The 17,196-nt window shown below is 64.9% G+C and carries 11 protein-coding genes and 1 tRNA gene; 7 read left to right on the top strand and 5 right to left on the bottom strand.

The features are described from left to right. The first annotated feature begins 199 nt into the window (after positions 1-199). The 4 genes from ACQR13_RS16815 to ACQR13_RS16830 all read left to right on the top strand — a co-directional run bounded on the left by ACQR13_RS16815 (position 200) and on the right by ACQR13_RS16830 (position 6,653). Complete coding sequence (locus tag ACQR13_RS16815; RefSeq protein WP_316173285.1) at positions 200-2,236, top strand: methyl-accepting chemotaxis protein; 2,037 nt, start codon at positions 200-202, stop codon at positions 2,234-2,236. Between the two features lie 403 nt (positions 2,237-2,639). Continuing rightward, on the top strand, positions 2,640-4,154 hold the full coding sequence (locus ACQR13_RS16820) for an MFS transporter (protein ID WP_434843330.1): 1,515 nt from the start codon (positions 2,640-2,642) through the stop codon (positions 4,152-4,154). Further along, positions 4,155-4,976: a trehalose-phosphatase gene (otsB, locus tag ACQR13_RS16825; protein ID WP_434863000.1), complete on the top strand. Its 822-nt coding sequence runs from the start codon at positions 4,155-4,157 to the stop codon at positions 4,974-4,976. Positions 4,977-5,192: 216 nt separating this feature from the next. Next, a complete protein-coding gene (locus tag ACQR13_RS16830) occupies positions 5,193-6,653 on the top strand; it encodes a trehalose-6-phosphate synthase (RefSeq protein WP_316165688.1) in 1,461 nt (486 codons plus the stop codon). Between the two features lie 38 nt (positions 6,654-6,691). Here the strand turns inward: ACQR13_RS16830 and ACQR13_RS16835 are convergent, their stop codons facing one another. Then, positions 6,692-7,036 (bottom strand): hypothetical protein, encoded by a 345-nt coding sequence (locus tag ACQR13_RS16835; RefSeq protein WP_316227002.1) that lies wholly within the window; start codon positions 7,034-7,036, stop codon positions 6,692-6,694. Between the two features lie 221 nt (positions 7,037-7,257). Here ACQR13_RS16835 and ACQR13_RS16840 point away from each other — a divergent pair. Continuing rightward, positions 7,258-7,347, top strand: a tRNA-Ser gene (locus ACQR13_RS16840). 144 nt (positions 7,348-7,491) lie between these two features. On the opposite strand, the gene ACQR13_RS16845 is transcribed toward ACQR13_RS16840, so the two are convergent. Together ACQR13_RS16845 and ACQR13_RS16850 are read right to left on the bottom strand one after the other, a co-directional pair. After that, positions 7,492-9,879, bottom strand: a complete 2,388-nt coding sequence (locus ACQR13_RS16845; RefSeq protein WP_434863001.1) for a S8 family peptidase — start codon at positions 9,877-9,879, stop codon at positions 7,492-7,494. A gap of 66 nt (positions 9,880-9,945) precedes the next feature. Further along, positions 9,946-11,004 carry an AAA family ATPase gene (locus ACQR13_RS16850; RefSeq protein ID WP_316227000.1) on the bottom strand — a complete coding sequence of 353 codons (1,059 nt, stop codon included), beginning with the start codon at positions 11,002-11,004 and terminating at the stop codon, positions 9,946-9,948. A gap of 690 nt (positions 11,005-11,694) precedes the next feature. On the opposite strand from ACQR13_RS16850, the gene ACQR13_RS16855 reads away from it, so the two are divergent. Both ACQR13_RS16855 and ACQR13_RS16860 read left to right on the top strand, forming a co-directional pair. After that, positions 11,695-12,900: an MFS transporter gene (locus ACQR13_RS16855; protein ID WP_315827898.1), complete on the top strand. Its 1,206-nt coding sequence runs from the start codon at positions 11,695-11,697 to the stop codon at positions 12,898-12,900. An 839-nt stretch (positions 12,901-13,739) separates the two neighbouring features. After that, complete coding sequence (locus ACQR13_RS16860) at positions 13,740-15,437, top strand: methyl-accepting chemotaxis protein (RefSeq protein WP_315750799.1); 1,698 nt, start codon at positions 13,740-13,742, stop codon at positions 15,435-15,437. 23 nt (positions 15,438-15,460) lie between these two features. On the opposite strand, the gene ACQR13_RS16865 is transcribed toward ACQR13_RS16860, so the two are convergent. Together ACQR13_RS16865 and ACQR13_RS16870 are read right to left on the bottom strand one after the other, a co-directional pair. Continuing rightward, the gene (locus ACQR13_RS16865; protein WP_316169887.1) at positions 15,461-15,922 is read right to left on the bottom strand and encodes an NUDIX domain-containing protein; all 462 of its coding nucleotides are present in this window, start codon (positions 15,920-15,922) and stop codon (positions 15,461-15,463) included. Positions 15,923-15,926: 4 nt separating this feature from the next. Further along, entirely contained in the window at positions 15,927-17,168 is a 1,242-nt protein-coding gene (locus ACQR13_RS16870; protein ID WP_316173277.1) for a DUF763 domain-containing protein, read from the bottom strand. Positions 17,169-17,196: the final 28 nt, after the last annotated feature.

Here is a 17,196-nt window from a genome sequence, read left to right on the forward strand (position 1 = left end):
GCGCGCGGCCTCGGCGATTCGGTCGCATGTGGCACGCCACGCGAGGCGGCACCGGCGCGGGTGAAGCGCAGGCCGCAGGCCGAGGCCGCCCATTTACCGCCCCTTAGCCATTGTGACGTAGTTTTGATCACGCTCTGGTGCGTTGCTGCCGGGCGGTTGGTTTCTGGCCAATATAAAGAATGGCGTGTCGGGGGTGGGAATGTCTGCGCAGCTTGCGCCGCAGTCGCGGCGTGCCAATTTTCTGACCCTGCGATTTCGCGGCAAGATCTTCCTGGGCTTTGCCGTGGTGCTGGCCATCTCCGCCGTCAGCATCGGCTTCTCCTATCTGGGGTTCGAGCGGGTCGCCGCAGCGGTGGCGGCCTATCGCAGCAGCGTTGCGGAAGCCGACACCACCCGCACCATCGATCGCGAGCTGGTCTCGTACCAGGCTCTCGCCCGATACTATGCCCTGACCGGCAAAGCCGACGACGAGGCGGCGGCCACCGCTGCCCAGCAGGCGCTCCAGGCCGCGATCGACAAATCGATGGCTGCGACCGGTGCCGAGCGGCGGGCGCAGGTCGGCAAGCTGCAGGCGCAGTTTCAGGCCTTCGCCAAGACATTCTCGAGCATCGTTGCCCTGACCCGCGAGAACGCGAAGCTGGCGACCGACCAGATCGGCATCATCGGCAACAAGATCCGCTTCAAGTTCGACGATCTGGCGGACACCGCCGCGCTCGCCGGCCTGCCGTCCGTGCAGACGACGGCCAAGGACCTCACCGGCCAGTACCTGACCGTGTCCGCGCTGGTCGGGACCTACATCGCCAAGCCCGATGCCAAGACGGCCGACGGCGCCATCGCGCGCACGCGCTTCCTGGAAACCTCGCTGGTGACGATCTATGCCAATGACGAGAAGATCACCCAGCGCGTCGCCGAGCTCGGCGACCTGATCAAGCAGTACCGCGCCGCCTTCATCAAGCTGTCGGAGAACATGAAAGCGCTCGGCAAGCTCGAACAGGAGATGGGCGTCGTCGGGACCGAGATCATCGCGCTGTCGAACGGGCTGAAATCCGAGGTCGCCTCCGACCAGCAGCGCATCGAGGCCGCCGCCAACACCACCATCGCGGACATCGAGCGGCTGATCGCGATGCTGGCGATCGGCGGGCTGACGCTCGGCGCCGTGCTGGCGCTGATGCTCGGCAACGGCATTTCCAGGCCGATGATCACGATGTGCAAGGCGATGCGCGAGCTCGCCTCGGGCAATTTCGACGTCCGGCTGCCCGGCCTCGGGCGCGCCGATGAGATCGGCGAGATGGCGGCCGCCGTCGAGGAGTTCAAGGTCCAGGCGGTGGCCAAGGCCGAGCGCGACGCCGCGACGCAGGACGCCCAGAACAAGGCTGCGGGCGCCGCGCGCCGGGCCGAGCTCATCCGCTTCGCCGACGAGTTCGAGACCGCCGTCGGCTCGATCGTGTCCAACGTCTCGAGCTCGGCCGAGCACCTCGAGCAGGCGGCTTCGACCCTGACGCGCACCGCCGAGACCACGCAGTCGCTGGCGAGCCGCGTGAGCGGCACCTCCGACCAGGCCACCGGCCGCATCCACTCGGTCGCGAGCGCGACCGACGAGCTGTCGGCCTCGGTCGACGAGATCGGCCGCCAGGTCCGCGAGTCCAGCCGCATCGCGGAATCCGCCGTCGCCCAGGCCGAGGAGACCGACGGGCGCATCGGCAAGCTGTCGCGCGCGGCGCAGGAGATCGGCGACGTCGTCAAGCTGATCACCGCGATCGCCGAGCAGACCAACCTGCTGGCGCTGAACGCCACCATCGAGGCGGCACGCGCCGGCGATGCCGGCCGCGGCTTCGCGGTGGTGGCTTCCGAGGTCAAGTCGCTGGCGGAGCAGACCGCCAAGGCGACCGACGACATCTCCAACCACATCTCCGGCATGCAGGCAGCGACCCAGGAGTCGGTGACCGCGATCAAGCAGATCGGCGGCACCATCCGCCAGATCTCGACCATCGCCTCGTCGATCGCGACCGCGGTCGAGCAGCAGGGCGGCGCGACCCAGGAGATCGCCAGGAACGTGCAGAGCGTCGCGGCAGGCACGCAGGCCGCCGCAGCCGATATCACCCAGGTCAATCGCGGCGCGACCCAGACCGGCGAGGCCTCGGAGGAGGTGCTGCGCTCGGCCCAGTCGCTGTCCTCGGAAAGCGCCCGCCTGCGCGCGGAGCTCAACCGCTTCATGGCGAACATCCGCGCGGCGTGAGTTTTGCGGCGACAGGCTGGTCTTCACACCGCTCGCAGATGCGCTGGCGAGCCCGCGGCCAAACCCTCCGCTGTCATCCCGGCGAACGCCGGGATCCATACGCCGCGGCCGATATGTGGCGGGCGATATCGATCGCGTGCCCCAATCTTGCATCACGCGGTATGCCAGGTCGCGCTCGCTCCGCCCGCTTGCTCGGGACGACACCTGAAATGAGGCGCGCCTGGGCCTCACCCAGGAGACGCTGCGCCCCCGGGGGGGGGGTCGAGCGCCGAACCCCGCCCCACTTCCGGGAACCCGGCGCGCGGCGAGACGTTGGGTCGCAGCGGCAGGGTTTCATTGCCGCATTTGCTTCATCCTCTCGGTCGAGCATGCGGTGCGACCCGCGCCGTCGCATTGGGATTCCATGGCACCCCGACAGGCATCCTTTCCGCACCTCCGCGTCATCACGTCAGCGCCGCAATCCAGCGCGCCGCCGGGCGACACGGCTGGCCAGGATCGTATCATCGAAACCAACATCCCCGCCCGGCTCGACGACCTCCGCTGGAGCGCCTTTCACACCCGCGTCGTGCTGGCGCTCGGCATCACCTGGGTGCTCGATGGGCTCGAGGTGACGCTCGCCGGCGCCTTGTCGGGAGCACTCAAGCAGAGCCCGGCGCTGCATTTCTCCAATCTCGAGATCGGGCTTGCCAACAGCGCCTATCTCGGCGGCGCCGTGATCGGCGCCCTCGGCTTCGGCTGGCTCACCGATCGCATCGGTCGCCGGAAACTGTTCTTCATCACGCTCGCGCTGTATTTGTCGGCGACCGCCGCCACGGCGCTGTCCTGGAACGTCGCGACCTACGCGCTGTTTCGCTTCCTGACCGGCGCCGGCATCGGCGGCGAGTATACCGCGATCAATTCGACGATCCAGGAGCTGGTGCCAGCGCGCTATCGCGGCTGGACCGATCTCATGATCAACGGCAGCTTCTGGCTGGGTGCCGCGCTCGGCGCCGTCGGCGCCATCGTGCTGCTTGATCCTGATGTCGCCAGCCCGGATGTCGGCTGGCGGCTGGCCTACGGCATCGGCGCCTGTCTCGGCCTGGTCGTGCTGGTCATGCGGATGTGGATTCCGGAGAGTCCGCGCTGGCTGATGATTCACGGCCATCCCGAAGAGGCGCATCGGATCGTGGCGGAGATCGAACGCGACGTCACCGGCCACGACCGCGAGGCGCACGCAAAGGAATTGCCGAGGATGCGGCTGCGGATGCGTAGCCACACGCCGCTACGAGAGGTCGCGCATACGCTGTTCTCGGTCTATCGTCAGCGCTCGCTGGTCGGGCTGACGCTGATGATCGCCCAGGCGTTCTTCTACAACGCGATCTTCTTCACCTTCGCGCTGGTGCTGACCGACTTCTACGGCATTAAGTCCGATCATGTCGGCTGGTACATCCTGCCCTTCGCGGCCGGCAACGTGCTCGGGCCGCTGCTGCTCGGCCGTCTGTTCGACACGCTCGGCCGCCGCGCCATGATCACCTTCACCTATGGCGTCTCCGGCGTGCTGCTCGCGCTCACCGGCTATCTGTTCTCGATCGGAGTGCTGAGCGCCGCGACACAGACCGCGGCCTGGATGGTGATCTTCTTCTTCGCGTCACCGGCGGCGAGCGCCGCCTATCTCACCGTGTCGGAGAATTTTCCGCTGGAAGTGCGCGCGCTCGCGATCGCGCTGTTCTACGCCATCGGCACCGGGATCGGCGGCGTGGCGGGACCCGCGCTGTTCGGCGCGCTGCTCGACAGCGGGGCGCGCGGCGCGGTGTTCGGCGGCTATCTGTTCGGTGCCGCGCTGATGCTGATGGCGGCGCTCGTCGCCTGGCGCTATGCCATCGCGGCCGAGCGCAAATCGCTCGAGCAGGTGGCGCGCCCGCTCGCTGTCATGGAGTAGATGATGATGTCCGACAACTCCGATCTGATCGGTTCTCCTGCGGCGGAGCCCGCCGAGATCGTTCCGACGCCGGTGAGTCTCGTGCCGCATCTTCGCGAGGTGGCGATCCTGCTCGATATCGACGGCACCCTGCTCGATCTTGCGCCGACACCGCGCGAGGTGTGGGTCCCGCCGGGCCTTGCCGAGGCACTGAACGCGTTGCTGCAACGAACCTCCGGCGCGCTGGCGCTGGTCTCGGGCCGCTCGCTCAACGACATCGATCTCATCTTCGCGCCGGAGGTCTACCCCGCCGTCGGCGGTCATGGCGCGGAGATGCGGCTCGGCGGCGGCGGTGAGGCGGATGCGATCAAGGCGCCGCCGCTGGACAAGGAGCTGAAGCGCAGGCTCGCTGCGATCGCCAAGCTCAGCCCCGGCATTCTGCTCGAGGACAAGGGGTACTCGCTGGCGCTGCATTATCGCCTCGCGCCGCAGGCGGAGAAGGCGATCTACGAGGAGGTGTCGCGCATCCGCGCCGAGTTGCCGGGGGCGCCGATCGAGGTGCTGCCCGGAAAATGTGTGTGCGAGATCAAGCATGCCGGCTTCACCAAGGCGAGCGGCGTGCGCGAGCTGATGCGGCACGCGCCCTTCAAGGGACGCAAGCCGTTCTTCATCGGCGACGACGTCACCGACGAGACGGTGTTCGCGATCATGCCGGATTTCGCCGGCCTGTCGTTCTCGGTCGGCCGTCGGGCGCTCGGTGTCGACGGACATTTCGACGCTCCGGACGACGTGCGCGCGTTCCTGGCGCGCCTCGCCGACGGCGGAACTAATTCATCGACCTAGCGGTCCGCGCAGTGGCTCGGTATCGCCGCGTTATTAGTTCCATCCGCCATGCATTCGCATGTTGCATGCGTCGCTCTTGATTAGAAACGTTCTGACTTGATTGACGCTGTGATTACACCGCGCGAATGCCCGAATTTGGTTTCATTTGGTTGAAAGGGTGGCCTGGAACCATATTGATGAACAGCTGTTAACCGACATGACCAACAGGAGGGAGCTGTGAACCTCGTCGTGGTTTCGAATCGGGTGGCACGTGGCAAAGCCAACGAGCCAATGACCGGCGGACTTGCGGCAGCATTGCTGCCCATCGTGGAGAAATCGGGGGCAGTTTGGGTGGGATCTTCGGGACGTGTGCGCGACGGCGCGCAGACGGAACCGATCGCGGAGATCGAGCAGATCGGTGAAGGCGCGCTCGCGCTGCTGGATCTGCCGGCTGCGCACTATGCCGGCTACTACGAAGGCTTCGCCAATTCGGCGCTGTGGCCGGCGCTGCATTCACGCAGCGATCTGATCAGCGTCTCGCATGATGATTATCGGTCCTATCGCGAGGTCAACGCCTTCGTGGCGCGCGCGCTGCTCCGGTTCCAGAAGCAGGACACCTTGTTCTGGATCCAGGACTATCACTTCCTGTCGCTCGGCGCGGAGTTGCGCACGCTCGGTGTCAAGAGCCCGATCGGTTTCTTCCTGCACACGCCGTGGCCCGCGCGCAGCGTCATCGACAGCGTGCCGAATCACCGCGATCTCGTCACCGCGATGCTCGCCTATGATCTAATCGGCTTCCAGACCGAGGACGATCGCGAGAACTTCACCGCCTGCATCCGCGCCGATCTCGGCTTGCAGGTGCGTGATGGCGTGGTCAGGTCGCTGCACGGCCGCACACGTCTGGCGGTGTTCCCGATCGGCATCGATGCCGACAAGTTTGCGCAGCAGGCGGCCAAGGCGGTGGCGCATCCGGACGTGTCGCGGCTGCGCCGCAGCCTGAATGGCGAGAAGCTCGCCATCGGCGTCGACCGGCTCGACTACTCCAAGGGCCTCGTCAACCGCATCAACGCGTTCGACCGGATGTGGACGATGCACCCGAGCCTGCTGCGCGCCGCGTCGCTGCTGCAGATCGCAACGCCGTCGCGCGAATCGATCGAGGCCTATGGCAATCTGCAGAGCGAGGTCGCGCGCCTCGTCAGCGAGGTCAATGGCCGCCATGGCGAGGTCGACTGGACGCCGATCCGCTACCTCAACAAGGGCTATGGTCAGGGCGTGCTGGCCGGCCTCTATCGCAGCGCCCAGGTCGGCGTCGTCACGCCGCTGCACGACGGCATGAACCTGGTGGCGAAGGAGTATGTCGCCGCGCAGAGCCCGGTCGATCCCGGCGTGCTGGTGTTGTCGAAATTCGCCGGCGCCGCCAACGAGCTCGACGCGGCGCTGATCGTCAATCCGCATGACATCGACGGCATGGCGCGGACGATCGCGATGGCGCTGTCGATGCCGCTCAACGAGCGCCGCATGCGCTATGAGATCATGATGACGAAGCTGCGCCGCCATTCGATCCAGCAATGGTTTGCCGACTTCGTCGAGACCCTGCAGGACGGTGACTCGGCCGAGGTCGAGATCGAGCCTCTGCCTGCAGCGCCGGCGGGTTTTCTGGCCGGCCGCATGCTGTCGCCCGGCGCGCGCTATCACTGAACCGGGCGTTACACTGCGCCGCCGCACGGCGGCGAGGCTCAATGGCAGTAGGAGACGCCGTCGAGCACGGCGCAGCGCAGCTTGTTTGGCGAACTCGGATTGTCCATCGGCACCATGCCGTTGCCCTGTCCGACGAACACGCCGGGTCCCACCACCACCGAGGCCTTGTTGCCGACGATGACGGACGGGTGCGGCTTCAGGCTGGACTTGGTCCCGTCCGGCCACAGGATCGCATCGCCCTGCCAGATCCCCTTGCGGCCGTCGTCGCAGGTCACGTCGACGCCCTGCTTGGTGCATTGATCGGCGCGCGCCGGGCCGGCGGCAGTCAGGCTGAATGCTGCCGCCAGCAGCACGGCGAGACGGGCAAGGGTGGATGACGGCATCGCGAGGTCCCTCATGTGCAGCCGGACCGACGGGCTGCAAATCAGTGGTCGTGCCGCCCGGCCGGCCGGTTCATCGATCGGCCGGTGAGCGGCGGCGGCCCCCGGCCGAGCCCGCAACCAGGGCGGATTGATGATTTTTATCAGCGATTTGGGGGAAATTTGCCGCCGGAGCCCCCGCCCGGCTTGCAAAACGCCGCCGACCCCGCCAAGAGAGGGCCGCCGGAGAGATGGCCGAGTGGCTTAAGGCGCACGCTTGGAAAGCGTGTGTGCGGGAAACCGTACCGTGGGTTCGAATCCCACTCTCTCCGCCAGTCAATCGCCCTAACCCTTTGAAAATATAGCCAATCTATCGATATGGGCGCTGCCTGTCCCCAATTCAGTCCCCAAAGTATGCATTAGGATGGGCTGGTGCATATCGCGCCGCTTCGTCGTGGCTATTGTGACCGCCGACCATATTAAAGGCGTACAGGAGGCCGGACCTGGAGGCCAACGCGGGCGCGAGCCTGATCGTAAAGTTGAACGACGCCGGGCATCGCAATCGACACCGCGAGGCCGAAGGGTACGTTTTCATCAGCTTTCGCTCCCCGGTCGGGTTCGCGTTGAATGGAAATTTGGAGAGCGTCATTAGGCCCGACAGTCGGGGCGCGTTGGCCCTCCCAGCGCCGCGAAAAAACGGTCCCGCGGCTGCTCTGATTTGCATCGGGTTGAGTTCTCGATACGTCGGCCCGGAAACTGCTTAGATCGTCCGGGACCATCAGGGTGAGCTTGACGGAGCGGTACGACTGCCTTCCCGGCAGGACTGGCGTAAACCACGCAAGCGTTGCGTGCAGAGAATGCAATAGTGCTTGCCCGCTTAGGCACGTCGGAAGGGGGACTTCTACGGTGCACCTTTTCTCCTGCCCCAGCATTCCAACAGCCCAAAATGTTGCTCGATCCTCGGCGCAATAAACCGCAGCATCCGCATCGACCAACCCGTAACCAAGAAAGCGCCGAATGTTGTCCTTCTGTCTCACACTCTGTCGATTTTCGGGTGGACCAAGAACTTGTTTTATTAGACTTGCGCTATCGGCGGGCCAAGCGGCGGTGTGAACGAGCAGCGCCTTTATGAGCACTGCTCGCTGATGATGTGGCAGACTTAAGAACGTTTCGCTGTAGACATCCTCTAACGCGTCATGGATGCGGTGAGCCAGTCGAGACGTCAATGCTGCCGCCGCACTTGTTCCTCCCGTGAAGTGCTCCCAGTTCGTACCACCTTCCCGCGGGGGAGCGGCGACCTTAAGTCCATGAGGCCTTCCAGCGCCGCTCGGCTTCACTGTCAGCGTCGTACCACTGCTAACCATCGAAAGGTGCTCGCGCGATCCTGGCATCAGGATGTCGGGTTTAACGCTGTTCGCAAATCCGGGGCCTAGCGCGCTGGAGGGGTTTGCCATTTGAAGCGGGAAAAATGGATCGACCCTACCCCTGGCACCACGTCGCTCAGCATGTTGGACTGCGTCGATGTTCGCCGCGCCGACCGTTATGCCGTTTACCGTCTCAGAGGGGGAGAGCAATCGGCGTGAAGTAATTAAACGCGATAGGGCGCCGAGGGTTTGTTCAGCGCGATCGGCTGGTGACGCGTTCTCGAAATCTCGCAAGGTCGCCATCGACGCAATTTCGAATGGCGAAATGTAGTTGCCTGCGCTCACTACGAACAAAATACCATAGCGGTGCGACAATCGATCGAGAAGTCGAGCCCAAGGCGATAGCTTGCCGTGAAAGGGCTTTCTGGCGTTTCCTAAGGATAAGTTGACTATTATGACGTTTGGTGCAGTCGCGTCCTCGCCCTCGCGCATGGCGAAGACCGCTTGATAGATGAGGTCAACGATCAGTCGGTCCGGGGGAAACTGATCGCTTGATCCTAACACAGGAAGACAGTGTATGCGTCGCCCAATCACTGGCTCCATGAGATTGCGATCGCCGTGCAATATCAACGACGCCATGGCCGTTCCGTGTGTTCGTTCCGCTACCAACGCGTTGGGCTCAAGGCCAAACAGATCATCTACAGTTAATCGGCCACGGAGAAGTGGATGCTCAGATACGGGAACGCCGTCGAGAAGCGCCACAATGGGAGACTTTTCTGTCGAAGTGCTGGGCGCGCTTTCCACTACGAGCGACGCGTCGTTGACGTCGATGCCTGTGGCAATGCTTTGCGGGCGGATATGCATCACCGGATCAAGGCCGCTAATACCTTCCGGCAAACGATCTATTATGCTCCGGACAGCGGCTACCGGCAGCTTGGCTAGAAGCGCGTGGTAAGCGATATCTGCGATCCTGCATCGAGAGACGATGCTGCCGCCTGCCGAATTTATACTAGCCGCGACGCCTTGTTCTGCGGTTACGGCGATCGCCTCCGCGGCTCTAAATACTAGCTCAATCTCTAATGTAACTTCATCGTCGTCCGCTAAGTCATCTATCTCGTCGGCCAATATTTCCCGGTCTCCTTCTTGAACCCGATCCTGCGGGCCCCAGACGCGAAGATCGCGGAGGGTCGCGAAGACATCGCGCCAAGGTGTAAATCCCGTACCCAATTCCTGACCGGCGATCCAGCGGCGCCATAAGGACAAAATGTTGCTTAATGCCTCAGTATCAGGAACTAGAAGATAAGCCTCGGGGGCCTTGTCTTGGTCATCGCTTTCTAGTTCTTCTTCGTCGATTAGCTCAAGTCCAGGAACGTTCCGGATTGCGTTTGCAAACGTGGCAATGGCGCCGCGAAGCTCGAAGACAAGTAACCGCTCGGGTGCGAGGGCCGACGGATCGGCTCTTAAAGTCAATCCCGTCGGATCACGATTAAGTGCCGTTTCCAATCGGCGAAATTGAGGGCCGAACGATGCGCTCTGCGACGCGAGGAAAATGGCTTCGGTCTACCCGGATTACGCGGGCTTCCGGGGCTTCGATCGACGGGCGCGCTTGGTTGGAGGCGCAGTAGTGGCTTCGATGGATCGATCGCCATAGATGTTCTCAGGCTTTACGCGCGCAACCCACAGCTCCAGCTCATGTGCAACCGCAGTGTCAATTGTGACATCACCCAAGCCTAGGATTTGACGCCGCCTAATGTTCTGGCAAAAATCCCGCGCCTCCGCGTAGGAACTAGCATTCAATTCGGTTGCAATGTCGAGGGCTGTCTTGGTGGGGCGTTGAGGCCATTGCTCCATGATTGTATTCATAAACGAGGCGACTTCCTGCGTCTTGGGCGCTGGAAATGCGATCTTGAGTTGAAATCTACGCCATACCGCTCTGTCAAGCAACTCGGCGTGATTAGTGGCAGCGATGGTTAGAACGTAGCTTGGGAGTTGATCTATCTGCATGAGTAGAAACGACACAACCCGCTTAATTTCTCCCGTTTCGTGATCGTCGCCCCGCTCCTTTCCGATGGCATCAAACTCATCAAAGAAGAGAACGCATGATTGTGTGCGAGCATAGTCAAAGAGTGCTCGAAGCCTCGCGTTTGTCTCGCCTAGGTAGCTGCCCACCAAGGCATCATAGCGCACCACGAAAAACGGAAGAGCTAACGCTTCCGCGATTGCCTCAGCGAAGGACGTTTTGCCGTTTCCCGGCGGCCCGGAGAGTAACACCCGATGGCGCGGCTCATAGCCATGAGCGCGAAGTACGTCGGCGCGCGCGTGCTCTTCCACCAATTGGAGGCCCTCGGCACGGGCAGGTAGCGGAAGCACAAGCTCATCTAAGCGAACGCGCGGGGTAAGTTCCAATATTGTACCGCGGCCGGGGGTCTGTTGCGCGCGGTTTGAAGTCACCAAGCTAGGCGGAGTGACAGCCACCGCTTGCAAGGCTTTTTCTAGCCGATCAGCAAGCAAATGATGACTCTTGGCGCGCTCATCGGCCATCAGTGCCTCAACCGTTGAGCGCAGCATGCTTTTGTCGCCAGCCGCGCCAGCGCGAACGAGAGAGACTAGGATGTCGCTTTTGGCCATGTCACGACTTTACACATCAATCGTTGATAAAGCACGTAAGGTGAACGCCCGCTAGGACGTTAGGTTCTCATGCCTGTGGAAATCGCGGCCTGCTGAAAGTCTCCGCGCAGGGCCGAGCGTCAACCGCGGTAATTGGTTGAACAGACGTCTATTTTTCGTGCCGGCCATCTTAGGTGGTATTTTGCGTATAACGCAGCCTCCTCGAAGAGGTACCAGGGAAGGCTATATTTGCCTTTTCGGCTACCCGCGAGATTGCGCCCGACCAAATTGAGAAAGAATACGCGAAGTGGCTTCCTACCGCACGACTTGCTACAGCGACGGCCCCTCATCACGATCCAGGCGGCATCGAAAGAGCTCAAACTCTCGCTTCCAACCGTCGGTAAGGCTCTCGACCGCCTAGCCGAAGTGGGGATTGTGCGTGACTGGCCGACAGCGTCGCCGCGTCTTTGCATATCGCAAATATCTCGACGTTCTGGATCGTGGCACCGAGCCGTTGGCTCGGTGACCAGTGCCCTCCAAAGCGGCTTCTGGCCATGTCGCGATTGGCCATGTCGCGATGGTTTCGCCCGAGCACCCTCATCCGCGGTGGGGCGCAATTCCGAAACAGCGGGGCTGGCGCGGTGCCAATGCTTTAGAATCATCATTGCAACGCGCGTCGCGCGTCACCTCCGTGCAGTGCCCCCGCCCGAAATGCCCTCCGTCATCGCCGACCCATCCCTCCTGCGCGTCCTGATCGTGCTCGCCATCACCCAGCTGATCGCCTGGGGCACGCTCAGCCTGCCGGCGGTGATCGGCCGGGCCATGGCGGCGGATCTGGAGATGGAGCTGACGGCGATCTTCGCCAGCACGACGGTGCTGTACATGTCGATGGGGCTGTGCTCGCCGCTGCTGGCGCGACCGTTCGTCAAGCATGGCGGGCGGCGGGTGATGATCGCGGGCACTCTGCTGGCGGCGCCGGGCTACGCGCTGCTGTCTGCGGCGCAGGGGCCGCTCTCTTATTATGCCGCCTGGCTGCTGCTCGGCGTGGCCGGCAGCGCCACCCTCTCGACCGCCTCCTACATCGTGCTCAACGAGATCGCGGGCCTGCGCGCGCGCAGCGCCATCGGCGCGCTGATGCTGGTCACGGGCCTGTCGAGCAGCATCTTCTGGCCGGTCACCTCGGCCCTCTCCGCGCATATCGGCTGGCGCAGCACCTGTCTCGTCTATGCCGGCCTGCTGCTGCTCGTCTCGCTGCCGCTGTTCGTGTTCCTGCTGCCGCGGCGCGTCCATGATCATCTGCCGCCGTCGTCGGATCCGCCGGCGTCGGCTCCCGCATCGACGCCGTCGCGCGGCACGTTCTATCTGCTGGTCGGCGCCTCCGGCCTCAACGCCTTCGTCGCGTTCGGGATGGGGGCCGTGCTGATCGAGCTCCTGAAGGCCAAAGGCCTGTCGGCGGCCGAGGCGGTCGGTTTCGGCTCGATGCTGGGGGTGATCCAGATCAGCGCCCGCGCCATCGATTTTCTCGGCGGCGGCCGCTGGGACGGCATCACCACCGCGATCGTCGCCGGACTGGCGCTGCCGGTGGCGATGCTGCTGCTGATGCTGAGCGACGGCTCGCACGCCGCGATCGGCGGCTTCATCCTGATCTACGGCCTTGGCAGTGGCGCGCTCGCCGTGGCGCGAGCCACGATGCCGCTGGTGTTCTACGACAAGGCGGCGTTCGCCAAGGCGTCCGCCCAGATCGGACTGCCGCTCAACCTGCTGTCGGCGGTGTCGGCGCCCATCCTCGTCGAGCTCTTGACCCGCTACGGCAGCAAAGCGCCGCTGGCGCTGAGCCTGGCCTGCTCGTGCGCGGCGGTGGTCATCCTGTTGCTGCTGCGGCAGCGCCGGCCGGCGCGCGCGGCGGTCTCTCCCTGAGGCGTTCGACCGAGTCGCCCGTCGGGCCGGACATGGGCTCGCCGGGAGCGCCGCGACATGCCGCATTCCCCCTGCGCCGAAACACGAAGTTCATTCGCCGTCTCAACGACATCGGCGCAATCGCGCCCGCTTGCGCAAATTTTGTTCTTTCGTTTTATCGGAATTCGTGCTTCTCTCTGATTGTCCCGCCTCATCGACGAGGGGCGCTGCGCATCGTCAGGAGCGTTGGGGTGGGATGTGATGGACGGGCAGGCGCCGACTGACGAGCGGCGCCGGCACGGACGGTCAAGTCGCATGGTCCTGGCATCCCGACGCTGATGCCTGCGCGGCGTGCCATTGGCGCGTTGCCGCAAACGGGGGCAAGAACGCCGGTCCCCGGGGAGAGTGCGAAGCAGCCGTAACACCATTGCGCAGGGAAGGCCGGGCAAACCCGGCTGAACCTGTGGTTCCTGCCCCGTGCATTCCTTTCCGCACGGGGGCCGCAGGAATCAGCCGATGCCTGGTCTTCCCTGCGCCCTCGATGAGGTGAGGGCTGAGCTGCACAAAGCTCGGGCGCCTGACGCGTCGCGACGACGAAACTCCGTGGGAACTCGACACCTGACCCACTGGAACTGGCAAGGGAACCGGCCGTCCCCCTTGGACGATACTTCTGATTATCGCATGTTATTCGAACGATCGCCAACCCAGCTCGGGTTGGTTGTTCTCTGGCTCGAGTTCGCGTGAGTGGACATGATCCGTCCAAAAACTAATTAGTTCGACAGTGTTCGGGCGGCACGGATAGCAAACCATTAATGTACGGTTGGTATCGTGCATACAGTCCACGCAACGAGAACCAGAAAATGCGACACCTGACTGTCTATCAGCGTCTCGCGGCGATCATCGCCGTGATGTCGATCGCACTGTTCGCCGTCTCCGCCATGCAGATCCTGATGCTGCGCGGAACCGTTCTCGAGGAGCGGCAGACCATGGTCCGCAACCTCGTCGAGTCCGCCGTCAAGGTGCTGAGCTATTATGACGCCGCGGCGACCGCCGGCAAGATGGCGCCGGAGCAGGCGCGGCAGCAGGCCTACGCCGCGATCGGCGCAATGCGCTGGGGCCCGTACAACGACTATCTCGGCGTCTACGGAACCGGATCGTCGGATGCCGGCGTGACCTATGTCCACGCCAACCCGAAATACATCAACGTCAACCGCTGGGACTTCAAGGATTCCACCGGCAAGCTCCTGATCCAGGACATCGTGCGCATGGCGCGCGCCGGCGGCGGCTTCGTCGAGTACAAGGTGCCGCGCGCGGGGGGGACGACCGAGCTGCCGAAGATGTCCTATGTCGGCGCCTATGGCAGCGGCGACAAGATGCTGGCGATCCAGGCCGGCGTGTATGTCGACGACGTCGATGCGGTCGTCTATCAGCGCGCGCTGTGGGCCGGCTTCGGCGCGCTCGCAGGTCTGCTGGTGGCCGCGGTCGTCGCCTTCTGGCTCGGACGCAGCGTCGTCGTTCCGCTCGACCGTACCTGCGCCGTGATGGACGAGCTGACCAAGGGCAATCTGGGCCTCGAGGTGCCGTTCACGGATCGCAGGAACGAGATCGGCCGCATGGCGCGCAGCCTGCAGATCTTCAAGGACCATCTCGCCGAGAGCGAGCGTCTCCGGGCCGAGCAGGAGCAGTCCAAGCAGCAGGCCGCCGAGGAGCGCCGCACGGTGCTGGTGCGGATCGCCGACGAGTTCGAGCGCTCGATCGGCGGCGTGATCCAGACCACCGCGACCGCCGCCGGCGAGCTGCAGACCTCGGCGCAATCGATGTCGAGCATCGTCGCCGGCACGACCGACCAGAGCGCGAAGGTGGCCGCGGCCGCCGAGCAGACCGCCAAGAACGTGCAGACGGTGTCGGCCTCCGCCGAGCAGCTGTCGTCATCGATCCAGGAGATCGCCAAGCAGGTCACGCAGTCGTCCTCGATCGCTCAGAACGCGGTCGGGCAGGCGACGCGGACGGAGGCGATGGTCGACCGGCTGGTCCACGCGTCGCAGAAGATCGGCGAGGTCATGGCGCTGATCCAGACCATCGCCGGCCAGACCAACCTGCTGGCGCTGAACGCCACCATCGAATCGGCGCGTGCCGGCGAGGCCGGCAAGGGCTTCGCGGTGGTCGCCAACGAGGTCAAGGCGCTGTCGGCGCAGACCGCCAAGGCAACCGAGGAGATCACCAGCCAGATCGAAGCCATCCGCGACGCCACCGGCTCCACCGTCAACGCCATCCGCGAGATCGGCGCGACCATCGGCCAGATGAACGAGATCACCGACGCGATCGCAGCCGCGGTCGAGGAGCAGGGTGCCGCGACCAAGGAAATTGCCCGCAGCGTCCAGCAGGCGGCGCAGGGCACCCAGGGGGTCATGCAGCACATCGTCGGCGTGCGCGAGGCGTCCGGCCAGGTCGGCGCCGCGGCGGCGCAGGTGCTGAGCGCGGCCTCCCAGCTTGGCAGCCAGTCGGATCAGCTCAAGACCCAGACCGGGCGATTCCTCGGCAACGTCCGCGCGGCGTGACGTCGGCGGCGGATGGTGACAGTTCACCCTCCGCCGATCGCCACGACACGGTCGAGCAGCGCGGCCTGGGCTGGATTGATCCGGACCCTCGCCTCGGCGAGATCGAACCAGGCGGCGCGGTCCACCTCGGGAAAGCGCCTGACGTGGCCGCTACGCGGCGGCCATTCGAGCTCGAACGCGTTGCTGGTGATGCTGTCGGCATCGAGATCGATTTCGGCGGCGAATGCCTCGACCACCTTGCCGCCGCGCTGCTTGATCTCGCCGAGCGGCACGAGCGGCGCCGTCAGCGTCGTGCCGAGCTCCTCGGCGAATTCGCGCCGCGCCACCGCCTCGGCCGCCTCGCCGGCACCGAACTCGCCCTTCGGGATCGACCAGGCGCCGAGATCCTTGTTGCGCCAGAACGGGCCGCCGGGATGCACCAGCAGCACCTCGAGTCCATCGGCGGTGCGGCGAAAGGCGAGCACGCCCGCGCTGCGCGCCGGCATGCCGCTACGCCTCGCCGGTGCGCTGGATGAGGTCACGCTCCCAGCCGAACACCGAACGGCCGTCGAGCTCTGGCGAGGCGGCGCGCTCGGTCGCGATGTAGGCATCGAGCGAGGGGCCGGTCGCGCTGCGCTCCAGCCGGCGGGCCTGGTCGTCGAGCCGCTTCAGCGCCGACAGCGCCTCGTCGCGGCCGAGCTTGGCGTTGCCGACGGCCGATTTGAGCACGCGGATGGTCTCGTCATAGACCTTGATCGGCACCGGATAGGGATGCCGGTCCTTGCCGCCATGCGCCAGCGAGAACCGCGCCGGGTCGCCGAAGCGATACGGCGCGCCGTGCACGACCTCGGCGACCATGGCGAGCGAGCGCACGGTACGGGCGCCGACGCCCGGCGTCAGCAGCAGGTCGGGGAAGTCGACCGGGCCGCGCTCGGCCGCGGCCGCCAGCGTGCCGTGGAGGCGGCGGGCGAATACGTCCTTCGGTCTGACGTCGTGATGCGCCGGCATGACGAGATGCGGCAGCAGGCCCTGCGCCGGCTCCGGCGTGCTCAGCCGTTCGAACTCGGAGACGACGCGGTCGGGGCCGAGCTCGGCGAGCAGCTCGAGCTGCGCGTCGCGCGACGGCGCGGCGCGCTTGTCGGTGAGGTTGACGATCTCGCCCTGGACCGGACCGTCGATGGCGCTGTGCGGAGCGTCGACGAAGCTCGCGAGCTGTTGCGAGTGCCAGTGATAGCGCCGGGCCTGGCGGGCGTCGCCATTCATGCCCTGCTGCACGACGGTCCATTTGCCGTCGGCGGTGACGAAGAAGCCGTGCAGATAGAGGTCGAAGCCGTCCTGCACCGCGGCGCTGTCGACCTTGGCGACGAGCTTGCTGGTCCGCACCAGCTCCTCGCCGTCGAGGCCGAGCCGGTCGCCGAGCAGGCGCAGCTCGTCGGGCGTCTTGCGCGAATGCTCGCCGCGGCCGCCGCAGACGTAGATGCCGAGCTCGCCGGACAGCGGCTTCAGCCCGCGCTTCAGCGCGCCGATCACGCTCGTGGTGATGCCGGAGGAATGCCAGTCCATGCCCATGACGGCGCCGAACGACTGGAACCAGAACGGATGCGACATCCGCGCCAGGAATTCGTCGCGGCCGTAATGATGCACGATCGCCTGGGTGATGATGGCGCCGAGCGAGGCCATGCGCGTGCCGAGCCAGGCCGGGACGCGTCCGGAATGGAGCGGAAGATCGGCGCTGCCGGTGCGTCGGGCCATCGGAACCTTGCAAGCGAAGTGTGCCGTG

Source organism: Bradyrhizobium sp. HKCCYLRH3059, from assembly GCF_051168035.1.
Taxonomy (GTDB): Bacteria; Pseudomonadota; Alphaproteobacteria; order Rhizobiales; family Xanthobacteraceae; genus Bradyrhizobium.